Below are 22,065 nucleotides of genomic sequence, written 5' to 3'. Positions count from 1 at the left end.
TTTGAAGCAGGAAAATGGCAGGGGCGGCTGGATTCGAACCAACGCATGGCAGGATCAAAACCTGCTGCCTTACCGCTTGGCGACGCCCCTGTATCGGATGCAGCGTTTGCTGCTCTGACAATTCCAACTGAGTGACAACTGGGTTGTTGTCTTGGAATGCGCGGCACTTTAACAACAAACTTTCAGTCTGTGAACCCCCTGATGAAAAAAAATTACCAAAAAACAGCGAGTTAGTCATTTTCGGGGTTGGCGCGGCGACCATCCGTCGTTTTCCGCCCGCTTGGCTTCAACACAATCGCTTTCCTCCCTTCCAATCAGATGAGCCATCTGCATTGACCAAGGAGGACCCCATGCCTGTCTCCCACGACCTTTACCAGGACTTGCACTACCCGCGCGAAATCGTCCAGCAACGCCGTCAGCAGGACAAGGCACTGGACCGGCTGCTGGACGAGTACATGGACATCGACAACCAGGTGCTGGCCGCCGAGTCGATCTCGGCGGGCAACTTCGAGGATGAAGACCTGCGCCGCCTGAAAGAACGTCGGCTGGCAGTGAAGTACATGATCGAGCGCCAACTGGAGCACAAGGCCTGAGCTAACCCTGCAACATGGCCAGGGTCAGGGCGTCCTGATCACCGCCGTAAAATTGCACCAGCGCCAGCTGGAACAGCGGGTTGTCGGGCGCCGCCCGAGCGAACAGGGTCAGGCACGAGCGCAGCTTGAGGTGGTCGGGGCTGCCGAGCATTTCACGGGCGCTCTTGTCGCTGTGCTGCAACAGTGCAGTCACGCAGGCCTCCAGGCGTGGGCCAAGCAGCGGATGAGCCAGGTAGGCACGGGCCTCGTCGATACCGGCCAGCGCATAGCGTTCGGCCATGGCGCTGTGGCCCAGGCCATCGAGCTGCGGGAACACGTACCACATCCAGTGGCTGCGCTTGCGCCCGGCCTGCAGCTCCTGCATCACCTGGTCATACACAGGGTTCTGCGCCTCGACGAAACGCTGCAGATCATGGTCGGCGTGCATGCTCGCCCCTCCTCGCATCGGCTCCAGCCTTTACTGTATGCCTGCCATGGCAAACCTATCTCATCAGGCGATGATTGCCGCGCACTTTCTGTATTGGTCAAAATGGCCGCCCTCGGGCAAGCTGCACGCTGCCCCGCCATCGCCCAAGGAGCTTTGCTTTTGCCTGCCTGGATCCCTACCCCGCTACGCCAGCTTGGCCAACGCCTGCGCGGCGCCGCCGCCAACCAGAGCGAACTGCTCGGCTGGTTCGAGGACAAGGCGCACAGCCGCGGTTACCAGCTCAGCGACGGCCAACGCCGGGTGATCCACTGCATGGCCGAACAGCTGGCGCAGCTCGAACAAGGCCAGCCGCGCAGCCTGTACCTGTACGGTTCGGTAGGCCGGGGCAAGAGCTGGCTGCTCGATGGCTTTTTCCAGGCCGTGCCGGTGCAGGCCAAGCTGCGCCTGCACTTCCATGACTTCTTCGCCCGCCTGCACCAGGGCATGCACCGCCACCGGGCGCTGGACGATGCATTGGGCGCGACCCTCGACGAGCTGGTAGGCGATTGCCAGGTGCTGTGCTTCGACGAATTCCATGTGCACGACATTGGCGATGCCATGCTGCTCACCCGGCTGTTCAATGCGTTGTTCAGCCGCGGCGTGTTTCTGCTGGTGACGTCCAACTATGCACCCGAAGGGCTGCTGCCCAACCCGCTGTACCACGAACGTTTCCTGCCGGTGATCCGCCTGATCAACAGCGCGATGGAAGTGCTGGAAGTGGGGGGCGATACCGATTTCCGCAGCCTGCCGGCCAACCGCGAGCATCAGCGCTTTACCCGGGGCCACTATGTGTGGCCGGGCAATGCAGCGCAGCGCCAGGCGCTGAAGGTCCCCGAGCCGCAGCCGGTGATGCTGGAAGTGAACAAGCGCCCGCTGCGCGCGCTGGCCGTCGATGGCCGTCGGGTGGTGCTTGGCTTTGACGACCTGTGCGAAAAGGCCACGGCAGTGATCGACTACCTGGTGCTGGCAGGGCAGTACGATGAGTGGATCATCGATGGGCTGGATGATCTGTCTGAATGTTCGCTGGCGGCGCAGCAGCGCTTCGTCAACCTGGTGGATGTGCTGTATGACCAGGACCGGCAGGTGCTGGTGATCGGCAAGCGGCCGCTGGAAGAAAGCCTGGGCGGGCCACTTGCCGACCTGATGCGTACGCGCAGCCGGTTGGGGCAGCTGCATCAGGTAGGGCCCTAGAACTGGATTGCCTGGGCCGGCCTCTTCGCGGGTAAACCCGCTCCCACAGGGATGTCACAGGCCTTGAGAACTGTGCAATACCTGTGGGAGCGGGCATGCCCGCGAAGAGGCCAGCAAAGTCAAAACATCAACCCGCCCTGGGCAAATCCGCCAGCACCGCCTCGATCTCCCCCAGCACCGCCGGGTCATCCAGGGTCGATGGCGGCACATAGTCCTGCCCGTCGGCAATCTTGCGCAGCACCGCCCGCAGAATCTTCCCGGAGCGGGTCTTGGGCAGCCGCTTCACCAACCGCACCCGGTTGAAACACGCCAACGCGCCAATCTCCTCGCGCACGCTGCCCACCAGGTCCACCAGCAACTGCGCCTCGGCAATGCCCTCGCCGTCCTTGAGCACCACCAGGGCCAACGGCACCTGCCCCTTGATCTCGTCATGCACGCCAATCACCGCGCACTCGGCCACCGCCGGGTGGCGTGCCACCAGGTCCTCCATCTCGCCGGTGGACAGCCGGTGCCCGGACACGTTGATCACGTCATCGGTGCGCCCCATGATGTAGACGAAGCCGTCATCGTCCAGGTAGCCACCATCGCCGGTGTGGTAATACCCCGGGTAGGTCCGCAGGTAGGCCTGCAGGTAACGCTCGTGGTCGCCCCACAGCGTCTGGCTGCACCCGGGCGGCAATGGCAGGGCGATGACGATCGAACCCTGGTGGTTCGGCCCCAGCAGGTGGCCCTCGTCATCCAGCACGCGCACGTGATAGCCCGGCACCGCCCGGTTGCTCGACCCCGGCTTCGCCGCGCTGCCTTCCAGCCCTACGCAGGGCGCGGTGACCGGCCAGCCGGTCTCGGTCTGCCACCAATGGTCGTGCACCGGCTTGCCACTGACCCGTTCCAGCCATTCGTGGGTGCTGGAATCCAGTTTCTCGCCAGCCAGGAACAACTGGCGCAGCGACCCCAGGTCGTGCTTGCGGATCAGCTCCCCCTCGGGGTCTTCCTTGCGGATGGCGCGCATGGCCGTGGGCGCGCAGAACAATGCGTTGACCTTGTATTGCTCCACTACCCGCCAGTAGGCCGAGGCGTCCGGGGTACGGATCGGCTTGCCTTCGTAGAACACCGTGGTGCAGCCGCTCATCAGCGGCCCATAGACGATCAGCGAATGGCCGACCACCCAGCCCACGTCGGATATGCCCCACCAAACATCGCCGGCCTGCATGCCGTAGATATGGCGCATGGCGTAGCACAGCGCCACGGCATTGCCGCCGTTTTCCCGCACGATGCCCTTGGGTTTGCCGGTGGTGCCAGAGGTATACATGATGTAAAGCGGGTCGCCGGCATCCAGCTCCACCGGTGCCACCGGCTCGGCTTTGGCCAATGCCGCCTGCCAGTCCAGGTCGCGGCCTGGCTGCAGCTGGGCACGCGCCTGCGGGCGCTGCAGCACCAGCACGTTGCGCGGCTGGTGGCGGGCCAGTTGCAGGGCGCGATCGACCAGCGGCTTGTATTCGATTACCCGGTCGAACTCCAGCCCGCAGGAGGCCGTCAGCAGTAGCGTCGGCCGGGCATCGTCGATGCGCAAGGCCAGCTCGTTGGCGGCAAAGCCACCGAACACCACCGAGTGCACTGCGCCAATCCGCGCGCAGGCCAGCATGGCCATGGCCGCCTGCGGCACCATGGGCATGTAGATGATCACGCCATCGCCCTTGTTCACCCCCAGCTGGCGCAACAACCCGGCCAGGCGCGCCACCTCGTCGCGCAGTTGGTGGTAGGTGTAGGCCCGCTGCACGCCGGTCACCGGCGAGTCGTAGATCAGCGCCAGCTGCTCGCCACGGCCCTGCTCGATCTGGTGATCGAGGGCCAGGTAGCAGCTGTTCAGGCGGCCATCGGCAAACCAGCGGTGGGTACCGTCGGCATTGTCTTGCAGCGTGAGGGCAGGCTTGCGGTGCCAGGCCAGGTGCGCGGCCTGTTCCGCCCAGAAAGCGGCAGGGTCGGAAATGGAATGGGCGTAGCTGTGCTGGTAGCTCATATCGAAAGAAACCCGGTACTTGTTGTTATTGAAGGGCGAAACTTGAGTATGGACCGCTACACCCGCGCCGCCATGGGACTAAAGTCACAACCGACCTGCAAATTTGCAGACAACGCAAAAACGCCCCATAACGGTGCAAAGCCTCTAGAATAGGCCACCCCTTCAGCCACCGAGCAGCTCATGGACATCGATCAGGCCCGTACCTTTCTGGAAATCGTGCGTTGCGGCAGCCTGGTCGCCGCCGCCGAACGCCTGTTCGTGTCACAGACGGCGATCACCGCGCGGGTGCAGCGCCTGGAGCAGCAACTGGGCTGCCAGCTGTTCGTGCGCAGCCGCAACGGCGCCAGCCTGACCAGCGACGGCGAGGCATTCGTCAGTTATGCCAACCAGATGGTGCAAACCTGGGAAGCGGCGCGCCGCGACCTGCCGCTGCCCGAAGGCTGCCAGCAAGTGCTGCACGTGGGCGGTGAGGTGAGCCTGGGCAACCCGATGCTGCTCGACTGGGTCAGTGCCCTGCACCGCGAGCTGCCCAGTCATGCCATCCGCAGCGAGGTGAGCGACGGCGAATCGCTGCTGCGCAAGGTCGAGATGGGCCTGCTGGATGCCGCGTTGGTCTACCAGCCGACCTACGGCCCGGGCCTGCAGGTGGAGCAGTTGATGGAGGAAAAGCTGATCCGTGTGCGCCGGGTCGCCCAACCGGACCCGTACATCTATATCGACTGGGGCGAAGCCTTCCGTCGCCAGCACGATGCCGCCCTGCCCGACTGCGCGCGCCCGGCGCTGAGCTTCAACCTGGGCCCGCTGGCCTTGCAGTTCATACTCGACCAGGGCGGCAGTGGCTACTTCCGCACGCGGGTGGTGCAGGCCTATCTGGACAGCGGCGTGTTCGAGCGGGTACCGCAGGCGCCGGAATTCACCTACCCGACCTTCCTGGTGTACCCGCGCAAGCGCGACAGCGAAGCCCTGCAACAGGCCTTCGCCATCCTGCGCCGGCTGGTAGCCGCCGGCGCCAGCGACTGGTCACAACGCTGGGACCCGGTTATCTGAAACCTCGGCCTTGCTGAGCAGCTGGCGCTTGAGGCCGGCGATCAGGTCGGTCTGGGTAATCACCCCCACCAACTGGTCGGCATCGAGCACCGGCAGGCAATGCAGGCCCTGTTCGCACAGCAATGGCAGCAAGCGCTCCAGCGGGTGCTGGCTGCTGACGCTGATTACCCGGCGGCTCATCACCTGCTCCATGCGCACCGCCTTGCGGCCGAACAACCCGCGCCAACTGAAGCGACCACGCTGCATGGCCGGGCCGACCAGGTCGCTGAGGCTGACGATTCCCACCAGTTTGCCCTGCTGCAGCACCGGCAGGGTTTTCAGGTGGTGGCTGGCCAGCATTTTCCAGGCCTGCTCCAGAGTGGTGTCGGGCGTGGCGAACTGCACGTCGCGGGACATCACCGAGGCTGCGGTGATGCCGCCAAGGCTGCGCTGCAGGGCGTGTTGCTCGGTGGCCAGGATGATGCGTTCCAGTTCGTCACGGGTGACGTCGACGAACTCGCCCAGTTCTTCCAGGGCCTGGTCCAGGTCTTCTCCGCGGATGCCGACCCGCTCGCTGGGCAGCGGGTCATGGGTGTGGTGCAGGTCCTTGCGCGGCACCGCGCCTTTCGGGTAGCGCACGCCGGTGATGCGGTTGTAGAGGATCGCCACCGCTACCAGGATCAACGCGTTGAGCAGCACCGGCTCCAGCAGGTGGTCGCCCATGGCGGTCAGCCCCGGGTCGGCCAGCACCGCGCTCACCGCCACCCCGCCACCCGGTGGGTGCAGGCAGCGCAGCAGGCACATCACCAGGATCGAGGTACCCAGGGCGGCAGCGGCCACCCACAGCTCCGGGCCGAAGCCCTGGCGCATGGCCAGGCCGACCGCGCCGGCCAGGGCGTAGCTGCCCAGCACCGGCCAGGGCTGGGCCAACGGGCCCGAGTGCACGGCGAACACCAGCACGGCCGAAGCCGCCAGCGGGCCGAGCAGGTGCAAGGCAATGCTGGGGCCATAGGCCATGCTGGTCAGCCAGCCGGCGAGGAACAGGCCGAGCAACGCGCCGATACCGGCACGCAACCATTCTTTGGGGGGAATATTCAGGGGCGCTGGCAACAGCCGCTGCAGACGACTTTCGGAACGCGAGGCAGACATGTAGGTAATCGGAATCTGTAGTTTTTCTGGTTAAAAAGAAAGCCCAGCCGAGGTGGCCTGGGCCTCGTATTGCGGTTGCAATAGCACAAGGGGCTCCGTCCGTGGAGAGATGGAAACCGCAGGGTTTCGTAGGGGAATTTTGCCGGGTGGGGTGAGATTGGGCTAATTCAAAAAAATGCGGCTGTACTGCAATTTTTTTGCAGTGGTGATATGGCCCATGGGGTCATGCTTGTCGGCTCCCACAATGGGGCTGCTTTGCAGCCCATCGCCGGCAAGCCAGCTCCCACAGGGTCCTGCACATGGCTTGAGGTCGATGCGAGCGGCGTGGGAGCAACTGTCTTGCTCAAATTCTAAAAGTTGGCGCGATCCCTGTGGGAGCGGCCTTGTGTCGCGAAAGGGCTGCAAAGCAGCCCCAGCAATTTCAACTGTTGCGCATCAATCCTGGGGCCGCTTTGCGGCCCTTTCGCGACACAAGGCCGCTCCCACAGGTACAGCGACAACCTTGAGAGCAACGCTGTACCTGTGGGAGCTGGCTTGCCGGCGATGGGCCGCAAAGCGGCCCCGGCATTACCGAGCCTTGCGCGGCAAGTCGATGCTCACCCGCAAGCCGCCCAACGGGCTATCCAGCAGCGCCAGGCGCCCGCCCCAGGCCTCGACGATATCGCGCACGATGCCCAACCCCAGCCCGTGCCCGTCTACCTGCTCGTCCAGCCGCGAACCGCGCTCCAGTACCTGCTGCCGCTGGCCCTCGGGGATACCGGGGCCATCATCATCGACCCACACCTGGTAGCCCTCGGCATTCGGTGCGATACCCAGCCGCACCTCGCTGTCGGCCCACTTGCAGGCGTTGTCCAGCAGGTTGCCGAGCAGTTCCAGGAAGTCCTCGCGGTCCCAAGGCAGCAGCAGCCCGGGCGGCACATCCCTGGCCAGCAGCAGGCCCTCGCCATGGATCATGCCCAGCGTCCCCAGCAACCCCGGCAGCTCGACGTCGCAGTCGAACTGCGCGCCAGGCAGCGCATCCCCGGCCAGGCGCGCACGGTTCAGCTCACGCGCCAGGCGCTGCTGAATCTGCTCCAGCTGCTCACGCATCTGCGCGCGAACATCCGGCAGGTCCTTCAGGCGCTCGCTGGAGGCCAGGCTCAGCAGCACCGCCAGTGGCGTCTTCAGCGCATGGCCCAGGTTGCCCAGGGCATTGCGCGAGCGGCGCAGGCTGTCTTCGGTATGGCTCAGCAGGTGGTTGATCTGCCCCACCAGCGGCGCCAGTTCGCTGGGCACCTCGGCATCCAGCTGCGAGCGCTGGCCCTGCTGCAACTGGGCGATCTGCTGGCGGGCCCGCTCCAGTGGCCGCAGCGAGCGGGTCACGGTGATGCGCTGCAACACCAGCACCAGGATCAGCGCCACCAGGCCCATGCCCAGGCCGATCTGCTGCAGGCGCCGAAAACCTTCGCGTACCGGCGAATAATCCTGTGCCACGCTGATCGAGATGTCCTGGCCCAGGCGCCGGTAGTCGGCACGCAGGGCAAGCAGTTGCTGGCCTTCCGGGCCGAGTTCGTGGCTGTCGGAAAGGCCCGGCGCGGCGGGCTTGGGCATGTCCAGATCCCACAACGACCGGGAGCGCCAGGTGCCTTTATCGAAATCGATGCGGAAGTAATAGCCGGAAAACGGCCGCTGGTAGGCGGCCGAGATACGCCGCTCATCCAGCTGCAGGCCCGAAGGCCCGCGCACCAGGGCCACCAGCAGGTTCTCGCTTTCCTTGCGCAGGCCGTTCTCCAGGTAGCGCTGCAGGCCGACCTCGAACAGCCACAAGGTCAGCTGCGCCAGCACCAGGCCGACCACCACCAGCACCGCCACCAGGCCCAGGCTCAGGCGCGCCTGGATCGACTTCACGCGGCGCTCCCGGCGTAGATGTAGCCCTGCCCGCGGCGGGTCTCGATGACGCTGCGGCCCAGCTTGCGCCGCAAGTGGTTGACGTGCACTTCCAGTACGTTGGAGTCGCGCTCGGTTTCACCGTCGTAGAGGTGCTCGGCCAAGTGGCTCTTGGACAGGATCTGCTGCGGATGCAGCATGAAGTAGCGCAGCAGGCGGAACTCGGCGGCGGTCAGCTGGATATCCACGCCGTCACGGTTCACGCACTGCCGGCTTTCGTCCAGGTGCAGGCCGGCCGCTTCCAGCGTCGGCTGGTTGGCCAGGCCACGGGCACGGCGCAACAGCGCCTGGATGCGCAGCTGCAGTTCTTCGGGGTGGAAGGGTTTGCTCAGGTAGTCATCGGCCCCGGCCTTCAGCCCTTCGATACGCTCGGCCCACGAGCCACGGGCAGTAAGGATCAACACCGGCGTGGCCAGGCCGGCGGCACGCCACTGGGCCAGCACTTCCAGGCCCGGCAGGCCCGGCAGGCCAAGGTCCAGGATGATCAAATCGTAGGGTTCGCTCTGGCCCTGGTACACCGCGTCGCGGCCGTCGGCCAGCCAGTCCACCGCGTAGCCCTGGCGCTGCAGGCCGGCGGTCAGTTCATCGGCCAGCGGTACATTGTCCTCGACAAGCAACAGGCGCATTCAGTCGTCTTCCTCGTCTTTGAGCAGGGCACCGCTGCTGGCGTCGAGCTTGATCTCGCGCACCACGCCTTCAGCCGTCAGCAACTCGACTTCGTATTCGTAGCGATTGTCGTCTTCTTCCAGCTCGGCCTCCAGCAGGCGCGCCCCGGGGTGACGCCCCAGGGCGGTTTCCAGCAGATGCTCGAGTGGCAGGATGATGCCCTTCTGGCGCAGCTCCAGGGCTTCGTCCTGGTCCAGGTCGCGGGCAACGGCCAGGGAACACACGGCCAGCAGGGCCAGCACGAGGTAGCGCGCCGGCCGCAGTAGGTGGGTCATCAGTTGTCCCGCTCGTCCTTCAGCACTTCACCGGTCTTGGCGTCCAGCGCCACGTCCCATTCGACGTTCTGCGTGTCGCGCAACTCGACCTTGTAGATGTAGCGGCCGTACTCGTCTTCAAGCTCGGAGTCGGTGACGGTGGCACCCGGGTGCTTGGCCACGGCGGCGGCCTTGAGTTCGTCCAGCGACTTGACGGTCTTGGCATTGACCAGTTTGACCACTTCGTCGGGCTGCACATCCTTGGCGATGGCGGAATGGGCGCCCAGGGCAAGGGCGGCGGCTACGGTGAACAGGGCAGTCATGTGTTTCATCGTTCTTCTCTCCTGAGAACTGTGCAAGTTGTCTACCGGGTTAAGATTAACCACCGGTCCTTAATTCAACCTGAAAACAACTGGCGCCATGATAGCGCAGGTCGGGCTGCTGTCTCGCCATCACCGAATCCTGCGCGGTCCCTGTGGGAGCGGGCATGCCCGCGAACACCGGCGCAGCCGGTGCCATACACCGCGCTGGGCCATTCGCGGGCGCGCCCGCTCCCACAGGGTATTCGCATGAAGCCTTATAATGACCGCCTGCTGCCCAAGAGACCCGCCATGAGCGCCATTCACATCAAGTACCCCGCCCTCACCTTCAAGGCCGGCCAACGTGCCCTGCGGCAGGTCCGCGAGCGCGGCCTGCAGGCGGCCGATGTCGGTGTGCTGCCGGGTGCGGCTGGCGGGCCGAAGCCGCTGGGCATCCAGGGCCTGGACCTGGCGCTGTTCGGTGAGTGGCTGCCGTCGGCACCACGCCAACGTGCGCTGATCGGCGCCTCGATCGGCGCCTGGCGCTTCGCCAGTGCCTGCCTCGACGACCCGGTCGCAGGCATCCGTCGCCTGGGCGAACTGTACACCGAGCAGGATTTCGCCAAGGGCGTCACCCCGGCCGAAATCAGCCGCAGCTGCCACCACATGCTCGACAACCTGCTGCAAGGCCGCGACGGCCAACTGCTGGCCAACCCGCACTATCGCCTGAACATCCTGGTAGTGAAGAGCCATGGCCAGCTCGCCCACGACCATCGCGGCCGCCTGGGCCTCGGCCTGGGTTCGGTGATCGCCAGCAACCTGCTCGGCCGCTCGCGCCTGGCCCGGCACTTCGAGCGCATCATCCTGCACGACGGCCGCGCCACGCCGCCGCTCGACGCACTGACCGACTTCCCCTCGCGTTGCCTGCCGCTGGACCTGGCCAACCTGCGTCATGCCTTGCTCGCCTCAGGGTCCATCCCCATGGTCATGGAAGGTGTGAAAGACATCCCAGGCGCAGGTGCAGGCACCTACCGCGACGGCGGCCTGCTGGACTACCACCTCGACCTGCCCTACCGCGGCGACGACCTGGTGCTGTACCCGCACTTCACCGACAAGGTCGTACCCGGCTGGTTCGACAAGGCCCTGCCCTGGCGCAAGGGCGATGCCACCCGCCTGCAGAACGTGCTGCTGATGACACCCTCGCCGCAGTACCTGGCGGCGCTGCCCTACGGCAAGCTGCCCGACCGCAACGACTTCAAGCGTTTCATGGGCGATGCGCCTGGCCGCAAGCGCTACTGGTACAAGGCCATTGCCGAGAGCCAGCGGCTGGGCGACGAGCTGCTGGAGCTGATTGCCACCGGGCGGTTGCATGAACGCCTGCAAGCCTTGTAGCGGCCATGCTGGTAGACTGCGCGCATTCTTGATTCACATAGAGTTATGACAGCGTGGAAATCTTCAAGGAATTCACATTCGAATCGGCCCACCGCCTGCCTCACGTACCTGCCGGGCACAAATGCGGTCGCCTGCATGGCCACTCGTTCAAGGTCGGCCTGCACCTGACCGGCCCGCTCGACCCGCACACCGGCTGGATCCGCGATTTCGCCGAGATCAAGGCGATCTTCAAGCCGATCTACGAGCAACTGGACCATAACTACCTGAACGACATTCCTGGCCTGGAAAACCCCACCAGCGAAGTGATCGCCAAGTGGATCTGGGACCAGGTCAAGCCGCTGCTGCCGGAACTGTCGAAGGTCCGCATCCACGAGACCTGCACCAGCGGCTGCGAGTACAGCGGCGACTGAACCCCGGCAAGGGCGCTGTAGCAGCGCCCTTGCGCCCCCCTAGAACCTGGCCGAGGTTTCAACCACCTGCACACTCAGGGATCCTTCCTCACCCAGCGTCTCCGTACCCAGCCTGCGTTCGCTGCGATCTGCCAGCTTCACGACTCGGCCACTGCTGTGCCTGAGCTTCACGTTGGCCACTGTTGCCCCCACCTGCAGGGCAGCCGGGTCCAACCCGTCCAGATGCCAGAGAAAATCCGCCTGCGCACGAACCGATTGCCAGCGCTGCGCCAGGCTCATGGTCCAGCCCTTCTGTTTGCGCAGGGTGAAGTTCAGGCGCCGACCGCGCTCGTCAAGCGGCCAGATCTCATACGCATACACCCCGTTATCGAGGTAGGCGGCAAACCAGAAACGCTCGCATGCCGGTCGGGTTTCATCGTCGCGCCAGCGCGTGCCCAACGAATCGGTCTGCTCCACACTCAACCTTGCCCGTGGGTTCCACTCCCAGCCTTCGTCAAAGCGAGCTGCCACCAAGCCCTGCGCGCCGTCCGTGGAGCCGGCTGGTGTCTCGTCGGGCCGCCAGCACAAACTGGCGATGAAACTGTGCTCTGCCTTGAACACATGACTGCTGCCCGCCCGCTGCAGGCCCGTGCCCCAGGCGACATCCCGCGCTTCATGGGCGTAGTCCAGCACTTCTAGGGCCATCAGGCCTGGCTCGCCAGTCAGCGTGTTTATCAGCCACGCCTCCCGGTTGGCGAGGCGCCTGGCCCGTTGCCCGGCGGCGTCGACCAGAACGACATTGCATAACCGCGCCCCGCGCTTGATATCGTTGTGGTTGATACCCGAAAGGTTCCACAGGTGCTGCGGGTCGGCCAGATGCTGACGCCCGGCCCCCGCCTCGGTCTGGTCCTTCACGCCCGCATAGCCTGCAAAGCCTGACAGCGCCCCCGGCTTACTGTAGACAATCCGGTTCAGCGGTTTCCAGTTTCGGTCATAAGGCCGCATTTCATAGCGCAGCGTCGCCCCGGTCCGGTCCGTACCGCTGACATAGGCTCCGAACCAGAACAGCTCGCCATACACATGACTGGGCAAGGTGTAGCTCCATGGCTCCAGCCGCAATGGCCCGGTGCCTTCGGGCTCGGCCCGCAGATACCGGTACCAGTGGTCATTGTGAAACCCGGCCCCGCCATAATGCAGCCACATGGGGGCAAGCCTGGCGGTCGAAGCGTCCCACTGATCGGGATGCAGGAGCTCATCGCCCAGCTGCCACCAGCAGCGAGCCAAAAAGGAAAATTCCGGGTGGTAGACATATTCGCTCATGGGCGCTTCCTGTGCATGGAAAACGCCGGACACTACGCGAGCGATGCCGCCCGAAATCAGCGGGAAACAGCCTACTCCAAAGCCTGTTGCAGGAACGCCGGGGCGATGTAGCGCTGGTAATGCGCCTCGGACAGCAGGAAGAACTCGCGGTCGATGGCGTCGCGCAACTGCGGCAGCTCCCAGTCGCGGAATTCCGGCAACAGCACCATGCCATAGGCCTCCAGATCACGGATCATCCGCGCCCCGCGGGCAATCAGCTGGTACGCCCAGCAATATTCCGACTGCTGCTCGACAAAGCGGATGGAACGCTGCTCCAGTTGCTGGCGCAGCAGGTCTTTGTCGAACACCTCCAGCTTGGCCATCATCACCTGCACCAGCAGCTGCTCCAGGCGCAGCCACACGGCGCGCTTCTGCGCATCGTCGTAGCCGTTCCAGTTGATCACTTCGTGGTGGAACCGCTTGCAGCCACGGCAAACCGTGTCTCCGTAAACCGTGGAGCACAGGCCGACGCAAGGGGTCTTGATGGACTTGTTGGACATGAAAAACAACAGCTTGGCGGTGGAACACGGGCTCATGTTAGCCCTTTGTCTAACCAGGGTCACTCGTTAAAGTCATCTTCGCCGCCTTACGTTCGAGCTTTTTTTGCCGTAGAATCATCCCGCCTTTTCAAAGGCAACAATGTCCGTTGGAAGCTGTTTTCAAAGCGTCACGAGCACAGTTCATCCGGTAGAACGGCGTTGGCCCGGGCCATGCATCCCTCGCATGCCCGTGCCAGCCCTCATCAGCTCCCCGTTCTGCAGGCGTAAAACTTTGAAAGCAGCTTCTGTAAGGATTCTTTGCGACTCTGGCTGGGCGGCCCACAAAGCCGTGGCAGCGCATGGGTGCATTGAATGCTGGATGAGCGTCCCGGACCCCCTTTAGGGACCACTGATGAGGGAAATAACTGTGCTTGAAGCCTACCGCAAACACATCGAAGAGCGTGCCGCCCTGGGTATCGTGCCCCAGCCGCTGAACGCCGAACAAACTGCAGGCCTGGTCGAGCTGCTGAAAAACCCGCCGGCCGGCGAAGAAGCCTTCCTCGTAGACCTGATCACCAACCGCGTACCGCCAGGGGTCGACGAAGCTGCCTACGTCAAGGCCGCTTTCCTCTCCGCCGTCGCCAAGGGCGAAGCCAAGTCGCCTCTGATCGACCGCAAGCACGCCACCGAACTGCTGGGCACCATGCAGGGCGGCTACAACATCGAAACGCTGGTCGCACTGCTGGATGACGCCGAACTGGGCGCCGTCGCGGCCGAACAGCTCAAGCACACCCTGCTGATGTTCGATGCCTTCCACGACGTGGCCGAAAAAGCCAAGGCCGGCAACGTTCACGCCAAGGCCGTGCTGGAATCCTGGGCTGCCGGCGAGTGGTTCACCTCGCGCCCGGCCATCGCCGACAAGTACACCCTGACCGTGTTCAAGGTGCCTGGCGAAACCAACACCGACGACCTGTCCCCTGCCCCGGACGCCTGGTCGCGCCCTGACATCCCGCTGCACGCCCTGGCCATGCTGAAAATGGCCCGCGACGGCATCGAGCCGCAGCAGCCTGGTTCGGTCGGCCCGCTGGCCCAGATCGAAGCCGTCAAGGCCAAGGGCTTCCCGGTTGCCTACGTCGGTGACGTGGTCGGTACCGGTTCCTCGCGTAAATCCGCCACCAACTCGGTGCTGTGGTTCTTCGGCGACGACATTCCGTACGTGCCGAACAAGCGCGCCGGTGGCTTCTGCTTCGGCACCAAGATTGCCCCGATCTTCTACAACACCATGGAAGACGCCGGCGCCCTGCCGATCGAATTCGACTGCACCAACCTGGCCATGGGCGACGTCATCGACGTTTACCCGTTCAAGGGCGAAGTGCGCCGTCACGGCAGCGACGAACTGGTCACCAACTTCGAGCTGAAAACCGAAGTGCTGCTGGATGAAGTCCGCGCTGGCGGCCGTATCCCGCTGATCGTCGGCCGTGGCCTGACCGAAAAAGCCCGTGCCGAACTGGGCCTGGGTGCTTCCGACCTGTTCAAGAAGCCGGAGCAGCCTGCCGATTCGGGCAAGGGCTTCACCCTGGCACAGAAAATGGTCGGCCGTGCCTGCGGCCTGCCAGAAGGCCAGGGCGTGCGCCCAGGTGCCTACTGCGAGCCGAAGATGACCACCGTCGGTTCCCAGGACACCACTGGCCCGATGACCCGCGACGAGCTGAAAGACCTGGCGTGCCTGGGCTTCTCCGCTGACCTGGTGATGCAGTCGTTCTGCCACACCGCGGCCTATCCGAAGCCGATCGACGTCACCACCCACCACACCCTGCCAGACTTCATCCGCACCCGTGGCGGCGTGTCGCTGCGCCCGGGCGACGGCATCATCCACAGCTGGCTGAACCGCATGCTGATGCCTGACACCGTGGGTACCGGTGGCGACTCGCACACCCGCTTCCCGATCGGCATCTCGTTCCCGGCAGGTTCCGGCCTGGTGGCCTTCGCCGCCGCCACCGGCGTCATGCCGCTGGACATGCCAGAGTCGATCCTGGTGCGCTTCAAGGGCAAACTGCAGCCAGGCATCACCCTGCGTGACCTGGTCCACGCCATCCCTTACTACGCCATCCAGAAGGGCCTGCTGACCGTCGAGAAGAAAGGCAAGAAAAACGCCTTCTCCGGCCGCATCCTCGAGATCGAAGGCCTGAACGATCTGACCGTCGAGCAAGCCTTCGAGCTGTCCGACGCCTCGGCCGAGCGTTCCGCTGCCGGTTGCACCATCAAGCTGCCAGAAAAGGCCATCGCCGAGTACCTGCAGTCCAACATCACCCTGCTGCGCTGGATGATCGGCGAAGGCTACGGCGATGCCCGCACCCTGGAGCGCCGCGCCCAGGCCATGGAAGCCTGGCTGGCCAAGCCTGAGCTGCTGTCGGCCGACGCCGATGCCGAATACGCCGAAATCATCGAAATCGACCTGGCCGACGTGAAAGAGCCTGTGCTCTGCGCGCCGAACGACCCGGACGATGCCCGCCTGCTGTCTTCGGTACAGGGCGAGAAGATCGACGAAGTGTTCATCGGTTCGTGCATGACCAACATCGGCCACTTCCGCGCTGCCGGCAAGCTGCTGGACAAGGTCAAGGGCGGTATCCCGACCCGTCTGTGGCTGGCTCCGCCAACCAAGATGGACGCTCACCAGCTGACCGAAGAAGGCTACTACGGCATCTACGGCAAGGCTGGCGCGCGCATGGAAATGCCAGGCTGCTCGCTGTGCATGGGTAACCAGGCACGTGTGCAGACCGGTTCGACCGTGGTCTCCACCTCGACCCGTAACTTCCCGAACCGTCTGGGCGACGCCACCAACGTGTACCTGGCATCGGCCGAGCTGGCTGCTGTCGCTTCGATCATCGGCAAGCTGCCGACCGTCGAAGAGTACATGCAGTACGCGAAGGACATCGACAGCATGGCTGCCGACGTTTACCGCTACCTGAGCTTCGACCAGATCGCCGAGTTCCGCGAAGCGGCAGCCAACGCCAAGATCCCGGTGGTTCAGGCGTAAGCTGAGTTGTAAGATGTAAAGGAAAGCCCCGGCAGAAATGCCGGGGCTTTCTTGTTTCAACCTGTACCGGCCTCTTCGCGGCTAAAGCCGCTCCCACAGGGACCCCACAGTTGTCGAGGGCTGCGCAGGACCTTGTGGGAGCGGCTTTAGCCGCGAAGAGGCCAGCACAGGCAACCTCAGATCACGAACAGGTCGACAAACCTGTGCACCGCCATCTGTTCCAGCTTTTGCTGGTCCTTGCACACCTCAAGAATCTCCCCACACCGCTGCCGCGCAAAGCGCGTGGCCAGGTTGTCCCTGAACTTGGCCTCCAGCAACGGTATGCCCTCCCCTCGCCGCCGGCGATGCCCGATCGGGTATTCCACCACCACCTGCTCGGTACTGCTGCCATCCTTGAAGAACACCTGCAGCGCGTTGGCGATCGAGCGTTTGTCCGGCTCCAGGTACTCACGGCTGAAGCGCGGGTCTTCCACCACCTCCATCTTCTCGCGCAGGCGGTCGATACTGGGGTGGTTGGCATGGAAGGTGTCTTCGTAATGCTCGGCCACCAGATGACCGAAAATCAGCGGCACCGCCACCATGTACTGCAGGCAGTGGTCGCGGTCGGCGGCATTGGCCAGCGGGCCGCTCTTGGAAATGATGCGGATCGCCGACTCCTGGGTGGTAATGACGATACGGTCGATTTCGTGCAGGCGGTTACGGACCAGTGGATGCAGGGTTACCGCTGCCTCGCAGGCGGTCTGGGCGTGGAACTCGGCAGGGAAACTGACCTTGAACAGCACGTTTTCCATCACGTAGCTACCCAGGGCTTGCGGCACGCGCAGCTCTTGCTGCTCGGACGGCTTGAGCGCAAGGTCCTTGTTGGTGTGACTGAACAGCACATCGTAGAAGCCCCACTGCGGCGCAGTGAGTACACCCGGCACGCCCATCTCGCCACGCAGGGCAATATCGGCCAGGCGCACACCACGGCTGGAAGCATCACCGGCGGCCCACGATTTGCGCGAACCGGCGTTGGGCGCATGGCGGTAGGTACGCAGCGCCTGGCCGTCGACGAAGGCGTGGGACAAGGCGCTCAGCATCTGCTCACGGCTGGCCCCCATCAGCCTGGCGCACACGGCGGTGGAGGCCACCTTGACCAGTATCACGTGGTCGAGGCCAACGCGGTTGAAGGCGTTTTCCAGCGCCAGCACGCCCTGGATCTCGTGAGCCATGACCATGGCTTCGAGCACATCGCGCATCAACAGTGGTGCTTCACCTGCGGCCACGCGCTTCTGCGACAGGTGATCGGCAACCGCCAGGATGCCGCCGAGGTTGTCCGAGGGGTGGGCCCACTCGGCGGCCAGCCAGGTATCGTTGTAGTCCAGCCAGCGCACCGTGCAGCCGATGTCCCAGGCGGCCTTGACCGGGTCGAGGCGGTAGGCGGTGCCGGGCACGCGGGCACCATTGGGCACCACCGTGCCTTCCACCTGGGGGCCTAGCAGCTTGGTGCATTCGGGGAAGCGCAGGGCCAGCAGGCCGCAGCCGAGGGTATCCATCAGGCAGTTGCGCGCGGTGTCCAGGGCTTCGGCAGATTCGACCCGGTACGTGAGGGCGTAATCGGCGAGGGTTTGCAGCACCCGGTCGTAGTCCGGGCGGGCGTTGAGGTCTACGTTGGCGCTCATATCCAGCTCCTGTGAATTGGGGCTGCTGTGCAGCCCATCGCCGGCAAGCCAGCTCCCACAGGGATCGCACAGATCCTGGGACCTGTGCAGTCCCTGTGGGAGCTGGCTTGCCGGCGATGGGCCGCACAGCGGCCCTCTCTCGAAGCCGAGCGCCAGTGGTGCGTTAGAAGCTATCGCCAGGCACGCGAACCCAGCCCTCCATCAGCACGCGAGCACTGCGGCTCATGATTGCCTTGGTCACTGTCCATTCACCATTCACCTGGCGCGCCTCGGCCCCCACCCGCAGGGTGCCCGAGGGGTGGCCGAAACGCACGGCGCTGCGCTCGCCCCCGCCTGCGGCGAGGTTGACCAGCGTGCCCGGAATGGCCGCCGCGGTGCCGATGGCCACCGCGGCCGTCCCCATCATTGCATGGTGCAGCTTGCCCATCGACAAGGCCCGTACCAGCAGGTCGATATCACCCGCCTGCACCGCTTTGCCACTGGACGCAGTGTAGGTGCTCGGCGGCGCGACGAAAGCCACTTTCGGCGTGTGCTGACGCCCGGCAGCCTGGTCGACGTTGTCGATCAGACCCATGCGCACGGCGCCATAGGCGCGAATCGTCTCGAAGCGCAGCAGCGCCTGTGGGTCGCCGTTGATGGCGTCCTGCAGTTCGGTGCCGGTGTAGCCGATATCCGCCGCATTGACGAAGATGGTCGGGATGCCGGCATTGATCAGGGTCGCCTTGAACGTACCGACACCCGGCACCTCGAGGTCATCGACCAGGTTGCCGGTGGGGAACATCGCCCCGCCGTCGCCATCTTCGTCGGCCGCCGGGTCGAGGAACTCCAGCTGCACCTCGGCGGCCGGGAAGGTCACCCCGTCCAGCTCGAAGTCGCCGGTTTCCTGTACTTCACCTTCGGTGATCGGCACATGGGCGATGATGGTCTTGCCGATGTTGGCCTGCCAGATGCGCACGGTGGCGATGCCATTGCGCGGAATGCGCGCCGGGTCGACCAGGCCGCTGCTGATGGCGAACGAACCGACCGCGGCGGAAAGGTTGCCGCAATTGCCGCTCCAGTCGACAAAGGCCTTGTCGATGCTGACCTGGCCGAACAGGTAGTCGACATCGTGTTCAGGCTTGATGCTTTGCGACAGGATCACGGTCTTGCTGGTGCTCGAAGTGGCGCCGCCCATGCCGTCGATCTGCTTGCCGTAGGGGTCGGGGCTGCCGATCACCCGCAGCAGCAGTGCATCACGGGCTGGGCCGGGGATCTGCGCCTGCTCGGGCAGGTCTTGCAGGCGGAAGAACACGCCTTTGCTGGTGCCGCCACGGATGTAGGTGGCGGGGATTTTTACTTGCGGTACATGAGCCATGTTCAATTCCTGTCTTGCACAGCACCCCTGTGGGAGCGGGTTCACCCGCGAAAGCGTCCGATCAGAAAACAATGTTGTATCTGCTGACGCATTCGCGGGTAAACCCGCTCCCACAGAGGACCGCGCTTCTCTTGATTAGGCGGTCGCTTCGAGGAAGTCCTGGGCGAAGCGCTGCAGCACCCCGCCGGCCTCGTAGATCGACACTTCCTCGGCGGTGTCCAGACGGCAGGTCACCGGTACCTCCAGGCGCTCGCCGTTGGCGCGGGTAACCACCAGGGTCAGCGTCGCCCGCGGCGTACGCGCGCCCAGTACGTCATAGGTCTCGCTACCATCCAGGCCGAGGGTCTTGCGGTCGGTGCCCGGCTTGAACTCCAGCGGCAGTACGCCCATGCCCACAAGGTTGGTACGGTGAATACGCTCGAAGCCTTCGGCGACGATCGCCTCGACACCGGCCAGGCGCACACCCTTGGCCGCCCAGTCACGGGACGAACCCTGGCCGTAGTCGGCACCGGCGACGATGATCAGCGGCTGCTTGCGATCCATGTAGGTCTCGATCGCCTCCCACATGCGGGTGACCTTGCCTTCCGGCTCGATACGCGCCAGCGAGCCCTGCTTCACGCTGCCGTCTTCCTTGCGCACCATTTCGTTGAACAGCTTGGGGTTGGCAAAGGTAGCGCGCTGGGCAGTCAGGTGGTCGCCACGGTGGGTAGCGTAGGAGTTGAAGTCCTCCTCCGGCAGGCCCATCTTCGCCAGGTACTCGCCGGCAGCGCTGTCGAGCATGATGGCGTTGGACGGCGACAGGTGGTCGGTGGTGATGTTGTCCGGCAGCACTGCCAGCGGGCGCATGCCGCGCAGGGTACGTTCACCGGCCAAGGCACCTTCCCAGTACGGCGGGCGGCGGATGTAGGTGCTCATCGGGCGCCAGTCGTACAGCGGCGCCACCTTCGGCCCACGGTCTTCCTCGATGGCGAACATCGGGATGTACACCTTGCGGAACTGCTCCGGCTTGACCGCGGCACGCACCACGGCATCGATCTCTTCGTCGCTGGGCCAGATGTCCTTGAGGCGGATTTCCTTGCCGTCGACCACGCCCAGCACATCCTTCTCGATGTCGAAGCGGATGGTACCGGCGATGGCGTAGGCCACCACCAGTGGCGGCGAAGCGAGGAAGGCCTGCTTGGCATACGGGTGGATCCGCCCGTCGAAGTTGCGGTTGCCCGACAGCACGGCGGTGGCGTACAGGTCACGGTCGATGATTTCTTGCTGGATCACCGGGTCCAGGGCGCCGGACATGCCGTTGCAGGTGGTGCAGGCGAAGGCGACGATGCCAAAGCCGAGCTGTTCCAGCTCCTTCTCCAGCCCGGCCTCTTCCAGGTACAGCTGCACGGCCTTGGAGCCAGGCGCCAGCGACGACTTGACCCATGGCTTGCGGGCCAGGCCCAGCTTGTTGGCATTGCGCGCCAGCAGGCCTGCGGCAATCACGTTGCGCGGGTTGCTGGTGTTGGTGCAGCTGGTGATGGCGGCAATGATCACCGCGCCATCTGGCATCTGCCCTGGCACTTCTTCCCAACTGCCGGCGATGCCTTTGGCCGCCAGGTCGCTGGTGGCGACGCGGGCATGCGGGTTGGACGGGCCGGCCATGTTGCGCACCACGCTCGACAGGTCGAAGCTCAGGGTGCGCTCGTAGACTGCGCCGCCCAGGCTGTCGGCCCACAGGCCGGTGGCCTTGGCATAGGTTTCCACCAGCTTGACCTGCTGCTCTTCGCGGCCGGTCAGGCGCAGGTAGTCGATGGTCTGCTGGTCGATGGCGAACATCGCCGCAGTGGCGCCATATTCCGGGGCCATGTTGGAGATGGTGGCGCGGTCGCCCAGGGTCAGGGCACGGGCACCCTCGCCGTGGAACTCCAGGTAGGCGCCGACGACTTTCTGCTTGCGCAGGAATTCGGTCAGGGCCAGCACCAGGTCGGTGGCGGTGATGTTCGGCGCCAGCTTGCCGGTCAGCTCGACGCCGACGATTTCCGGCAGGCGCATCCACGAGGCACGGCCGAGCATCACGTTCTCGGCTTCCAGGCCACCCACGCCGATGGCGATCACGCCCAGGGCGTCGACATGCGGGGTGTGGCTGTCGGTGCCGACACAGGTGTCCGGGTAGGCCACGCCACGGTCGTTGTGGATCACCGGCGACATCTTCTCCAGGTTGATCTGGTGCATGATGCCGTTGCCCGGCTGGATCACGTCGACGTTCTTGAACGCCTTCTTGGTCCAGTTGATGAAGTGGAAGCGGTCTTCGTTGCGGCGGTCTTCGATGGCGCGGTTCTTTTCGAAGGCCTGCGGGTCGAAACCGCCGCACTCGACGGCCAGCGAGTGGTCGACGATCAGTTGCACCGGCACCACAGGGTTGACCTGGGCCGGGTCGCCGCCTTTGTCGGCAATGGCGTCACGCAGGCCGGCGAGGTCGACCAGTGCGGTCTGGCCGAGAATGTCGTGGCACACCACGCGGGCCGGGAACCACGGGAAGTCGAGGTCGCGCTTGCGCTCGATCAGCTGGCCCAGCGAGGCGTCGAGGGTAGCCGGGTCGCAGCGGCGCACCAGGTTTTCGGCGAGTACGCGAGAGGTGTAAGGCAGGCCATCGTAGGCGCCGGGCTTGATGGCCTCGACCGCCGCGCGGGCATCGAAGTAGTCCAGGTCGGTGCCTGGCAGGTGCTTGCGGAATGCAGTGTTCATATCGTTATCAGGCTCGGTCACGGTACGGTCGTGGATAGCTTTCTGGTTGCAGCCCTGTGTCAGCCGTTCCGGCCTCATCGCCG

Annotated in this window: 18 protein-coding genes and 1 tRNA gene; 6 read left to right on the top strand and 13 right to left on the bottom strand. The window is 64.7% G+C overall.

The window, feature by feature from the left end; all coding sequences use genetic code 11:
* Positions 1-15 precede the first annotated feature (15 nt).
* Positions 16-90 (bottom strand) — tRNA-Gln (locus RYH74_RS12930).
* 260 nt (positions 91-350) lie between these two features.
* On the opposite strand from RYH74_RS12930, the gene RYH74_RS12925 reads away from it, so the two are divergent.
* A complete protein-coding gene (locus RYH74_RS12925; protein WP_025338457.1) occupies positions 351-593 on the top strand; it encodes a DUF465 domain-containing protein in 243 nt (80 codons plus the stop codon).
* Position 594: 1 nt separating this feature from the next.
* On the opposite strand, the gene RYH74_RS12920 is transcribed toward RYH74_RS12925, so the two are convergent.
* Positions 595-1,020, bottom strand: a complete 426-nt coding sequence (locus RYH74_RS12920) for a DUF1810 domain-containing protein (protein ID WP_075044616.1) — start codon at positions 1,018-1,020, stop codon at positions 595-597.
* A gap of 159 nt (positions 1,021-1,179) precedes the next feature.
* Here RYH74_RS12920 and zapE point away from each other — a divergent pair, with 159 nt between their 5' ends.
* A complete protein-coding gene (gene zapE, locus RYH74_RS12915) occupies positions 1,180-2,250 on the top strand; it encodes a cell division protein ZapE (RefSeq protein WP_084785133.1) in 1,071 nt (356 codons plus the stop codon).
* Between the two features lie 127 nt (positions 2,251-2,377).
* On the opposite strand, the gene RYH74_RS12910 is transcribed toward zapE, so the two are convergent.
* Positions 2,378-4,267: a propionyl-CoA synthetase gene (locus RYH74_RS12910; RefSeq protein WP_317409509.1), complete on the bottom strand. Its 1,890-nt coding sequence runs from the start codon at positions 4,265-4,267 to the stop codon at positions 2,378-2,380.
* Positions 4,268-4,447: 180 nt separating this feature from the next.
* Between RYH74_RS12910 and RYH74_RS12905 the strand changes: the two genes are divergently transcribed.
* Positions 4,448-5,314 (top strand): LysR family transcriptional regulator, encoded by an 867-nt coding sequence (locus tag RYH74_RS12905; RefSeq protein WP_025338453.1) that lies wholly within the window; start codon positions 4,448-4,450, stop codon positions 5,312-5,314.
* Here the strand turns inward: RYH74_RS12905 and RYH74_RS12900 are convergent.
* The 5 genes from RYH74_RS12900 to RYH74_RS12880 all read right to left on the bottom strand — a co-directional run bounded on the left by RYH74_RS12900 (position 5,288) and on the right by RYH74_RS12880 (position 9,620).
* The gene (locus RYH74_RS12900; protein ID WP_317409508.1) at positions 5,288-6,442 is read right to left on the bottom strand and encodes an HPP family protein; all 1,155 of its coding nucleotides are present in this window, start codon (positions 6,440-6,442) and stop codon (positions 5,288-5,290) included. The genes RYH74_RS12905 and RYH74_RS12900 overlap by 27 nt on opposite strands.
* 567 nt (positions 6,443-7,009) lie before the next feature.
* The gene (locus RYH74_RS12895; protein WP_025338451.1) at positions 7,010-8,329 is read right to left on the bottom strand and encodes a sensor histidine kinase; all 1,320 of its coding nucleotides are present in this window, start codon (positions 8,327-8,329) and stop codon (positions 7,010-7,012) included.
* Positions 8,326-8,994 (bottom strand): response regulator transcription factor, encoded by a 669-nt coding sequence (locus tag RYH74_RS12890; protein WP_013971919.1) that lies wholly within the window; start codon positions 8,992-8,994, stop codon positions 8,326-8,328. The genes RYH74_RS12895 and RYH74_RS12890 overlap by 4 nt, the downstream gene beginning before the upstream one ends.
* Positions 8,995-9,309 (bottom strand): PepSY domain-containing protein, encoded by a 315-nt coding sequence (locus RYH74_RS12885; RefSeq protein WP_286101405.1) that lies wholly within the window; start codon positions 9,307-9,309, stop codon positions 8,995-8,997.
* Positions 9,309-9,620 (bottom strand): PepSY domain-containing protein, encoded by a 312-nt coding sequence (locus RYH74_RS12880; protein ID WP_025338449.1) that lies wholly within the window; start codon positions 9,618-9,620, stop codon positions 9,309-9,311. Before RYH74_RS12880 ends, RYH74_RS12885 begins: the two co-directional genes overlap by 1 nt.
* A 279-nt stretch (positions 9,621-9,899) precedes the next feature.
* On the opposite strand from RYH74_RS12880, the gene RYH74_RS12875 reads away from it, so the two are divergent.
* Both RYH74_RS12875 and queD read left to right on the top strand, forming a co-directional pair.
* Positions 9,900-10,979 carry a patatin-like phospholipase family protein gene (locus RYH74_RS12875; protein WP_317409507.1) on the top strand — a complete coding sequence of 360 codons (1,080 nt, stop codon included), beginning with the start codon at positions 9,900-9,902 and terminating at the stop codon, positions 10,977-10,979.
* 53 nt (positions 10,980-11,032) lie between these two features.
* On the top strand, positions 11,033-11,389 hold the full coding sequence (gene queD, locus RYH74_RS12870; RefSeq protein ID WP_025338446.1) for a 6-carboxytetrahydropterin synthase QueD: 357 nt from the start codon (positions 11,033-11,035) through the stop codon (positions 11,387-11,389).
* A gap of 39 nt (positions 11,390-11,428) precedes the next feature.
* Here the strand turns inward: queD and RYH74_RS12865 are convergent, their stop codons facing one another.
* The gene (locus tag RYH74_RS12865) at positions 11,429-12,688 is read right to left on the bottom strand and encodes a hypothetical protein (RefSeq protein WP_317409506.1); all 1,260 of its coding nucleotides are present in this window, start codon (positions 12,686-12,688) and stop codon (positions 11,429-11,431) included.
* A gap of 71 nt (positions 12,689-12,759) precedes the next feature.
* Positions 12,760-13,227, bottom strand: coding sequence for a DUF1289 domain-containing protein (locus RYH74_RS12860; protein WP_162276784.1), 468 nt, complete (start codon positions 13,225-13,227; stop codon positions 12,760-12,762).
* A 406-nt stretch (positions 13,228-13,633) separates the two neighbouring features.
* On the opposite strand from RYH74_RS12860, the gene acnB reads away from it, so the two are divergent.
* Entirely contained in the window at positions 13,634-16,243 is a 2,610-nt protein-coding gene (gene acnB / locus RYH74_RS12855; RefSeq protein WP_075044547.1) for a bifunctional aconitate hydratase 2/2-methylisocitrate dehydratase, read from the top strand.
* Positions 16,244-16,419: 176 nt separating this feature from the next.
* On the opposite strand, the gene prpD is transcribed toward acnB, so the two are convergent.
* The 3 genes from prpD to acnD form a co-directional block, all read right to left on the bottom strand.
* Positions 16,420-17,904 (bottom strand): 2-methylcitrate dehydratase, encoded by a 1,485-nt coding sequence (gene prpD, locus RYH74_RS12850; protein WP_286101402.1) that lies wholly within the window; start codon positions 17,902-17,904, stop codon positions 16,420-16,422.
* 163 nt (positions 17,905-18,067) lie between these two features.
* Entirely contained in the window at positions 18,068-19,258 is a 1,191-nt protein-coding gene (prpF, locus tag RYH74_RS12845; protein WP_075044545.1) for a 2-methylaconitate cis-trans isomerase PrpF, read from the bottom strand.
* 135 nt (positions 19,259-19,393) lie between these two features.
* Positions 19,394-21,982, bottom strand: coding sequence for a Fe/S-dependent 2-methylisocitrate dehydratase AcnD (gene acnD, locus RYH74_RS12840; RefSeq protein WP_025338440.1), 2,589 nt, complete (start codon positions 21,980-21,982; stop codon positions 19,394-19,396).
* Positions 21,983-22,065 lie beyond the last annotated feature (83 nt).

Source organism: Pseudomonas sp. LSJ-87 (assembly GCF_032971465.1).
GTDB classification, from domain to species: domain Bacteria; phylum Pseudomonadota; class Gammaproteobacteria; order Pseudomonadales; family Pseudomonadaceae; genus Aquipseudomonas; species Aquipseudomonas putida_Z.
This window is presented reverse-complemented; position numbering and strand designations above follow the sequence as displayed.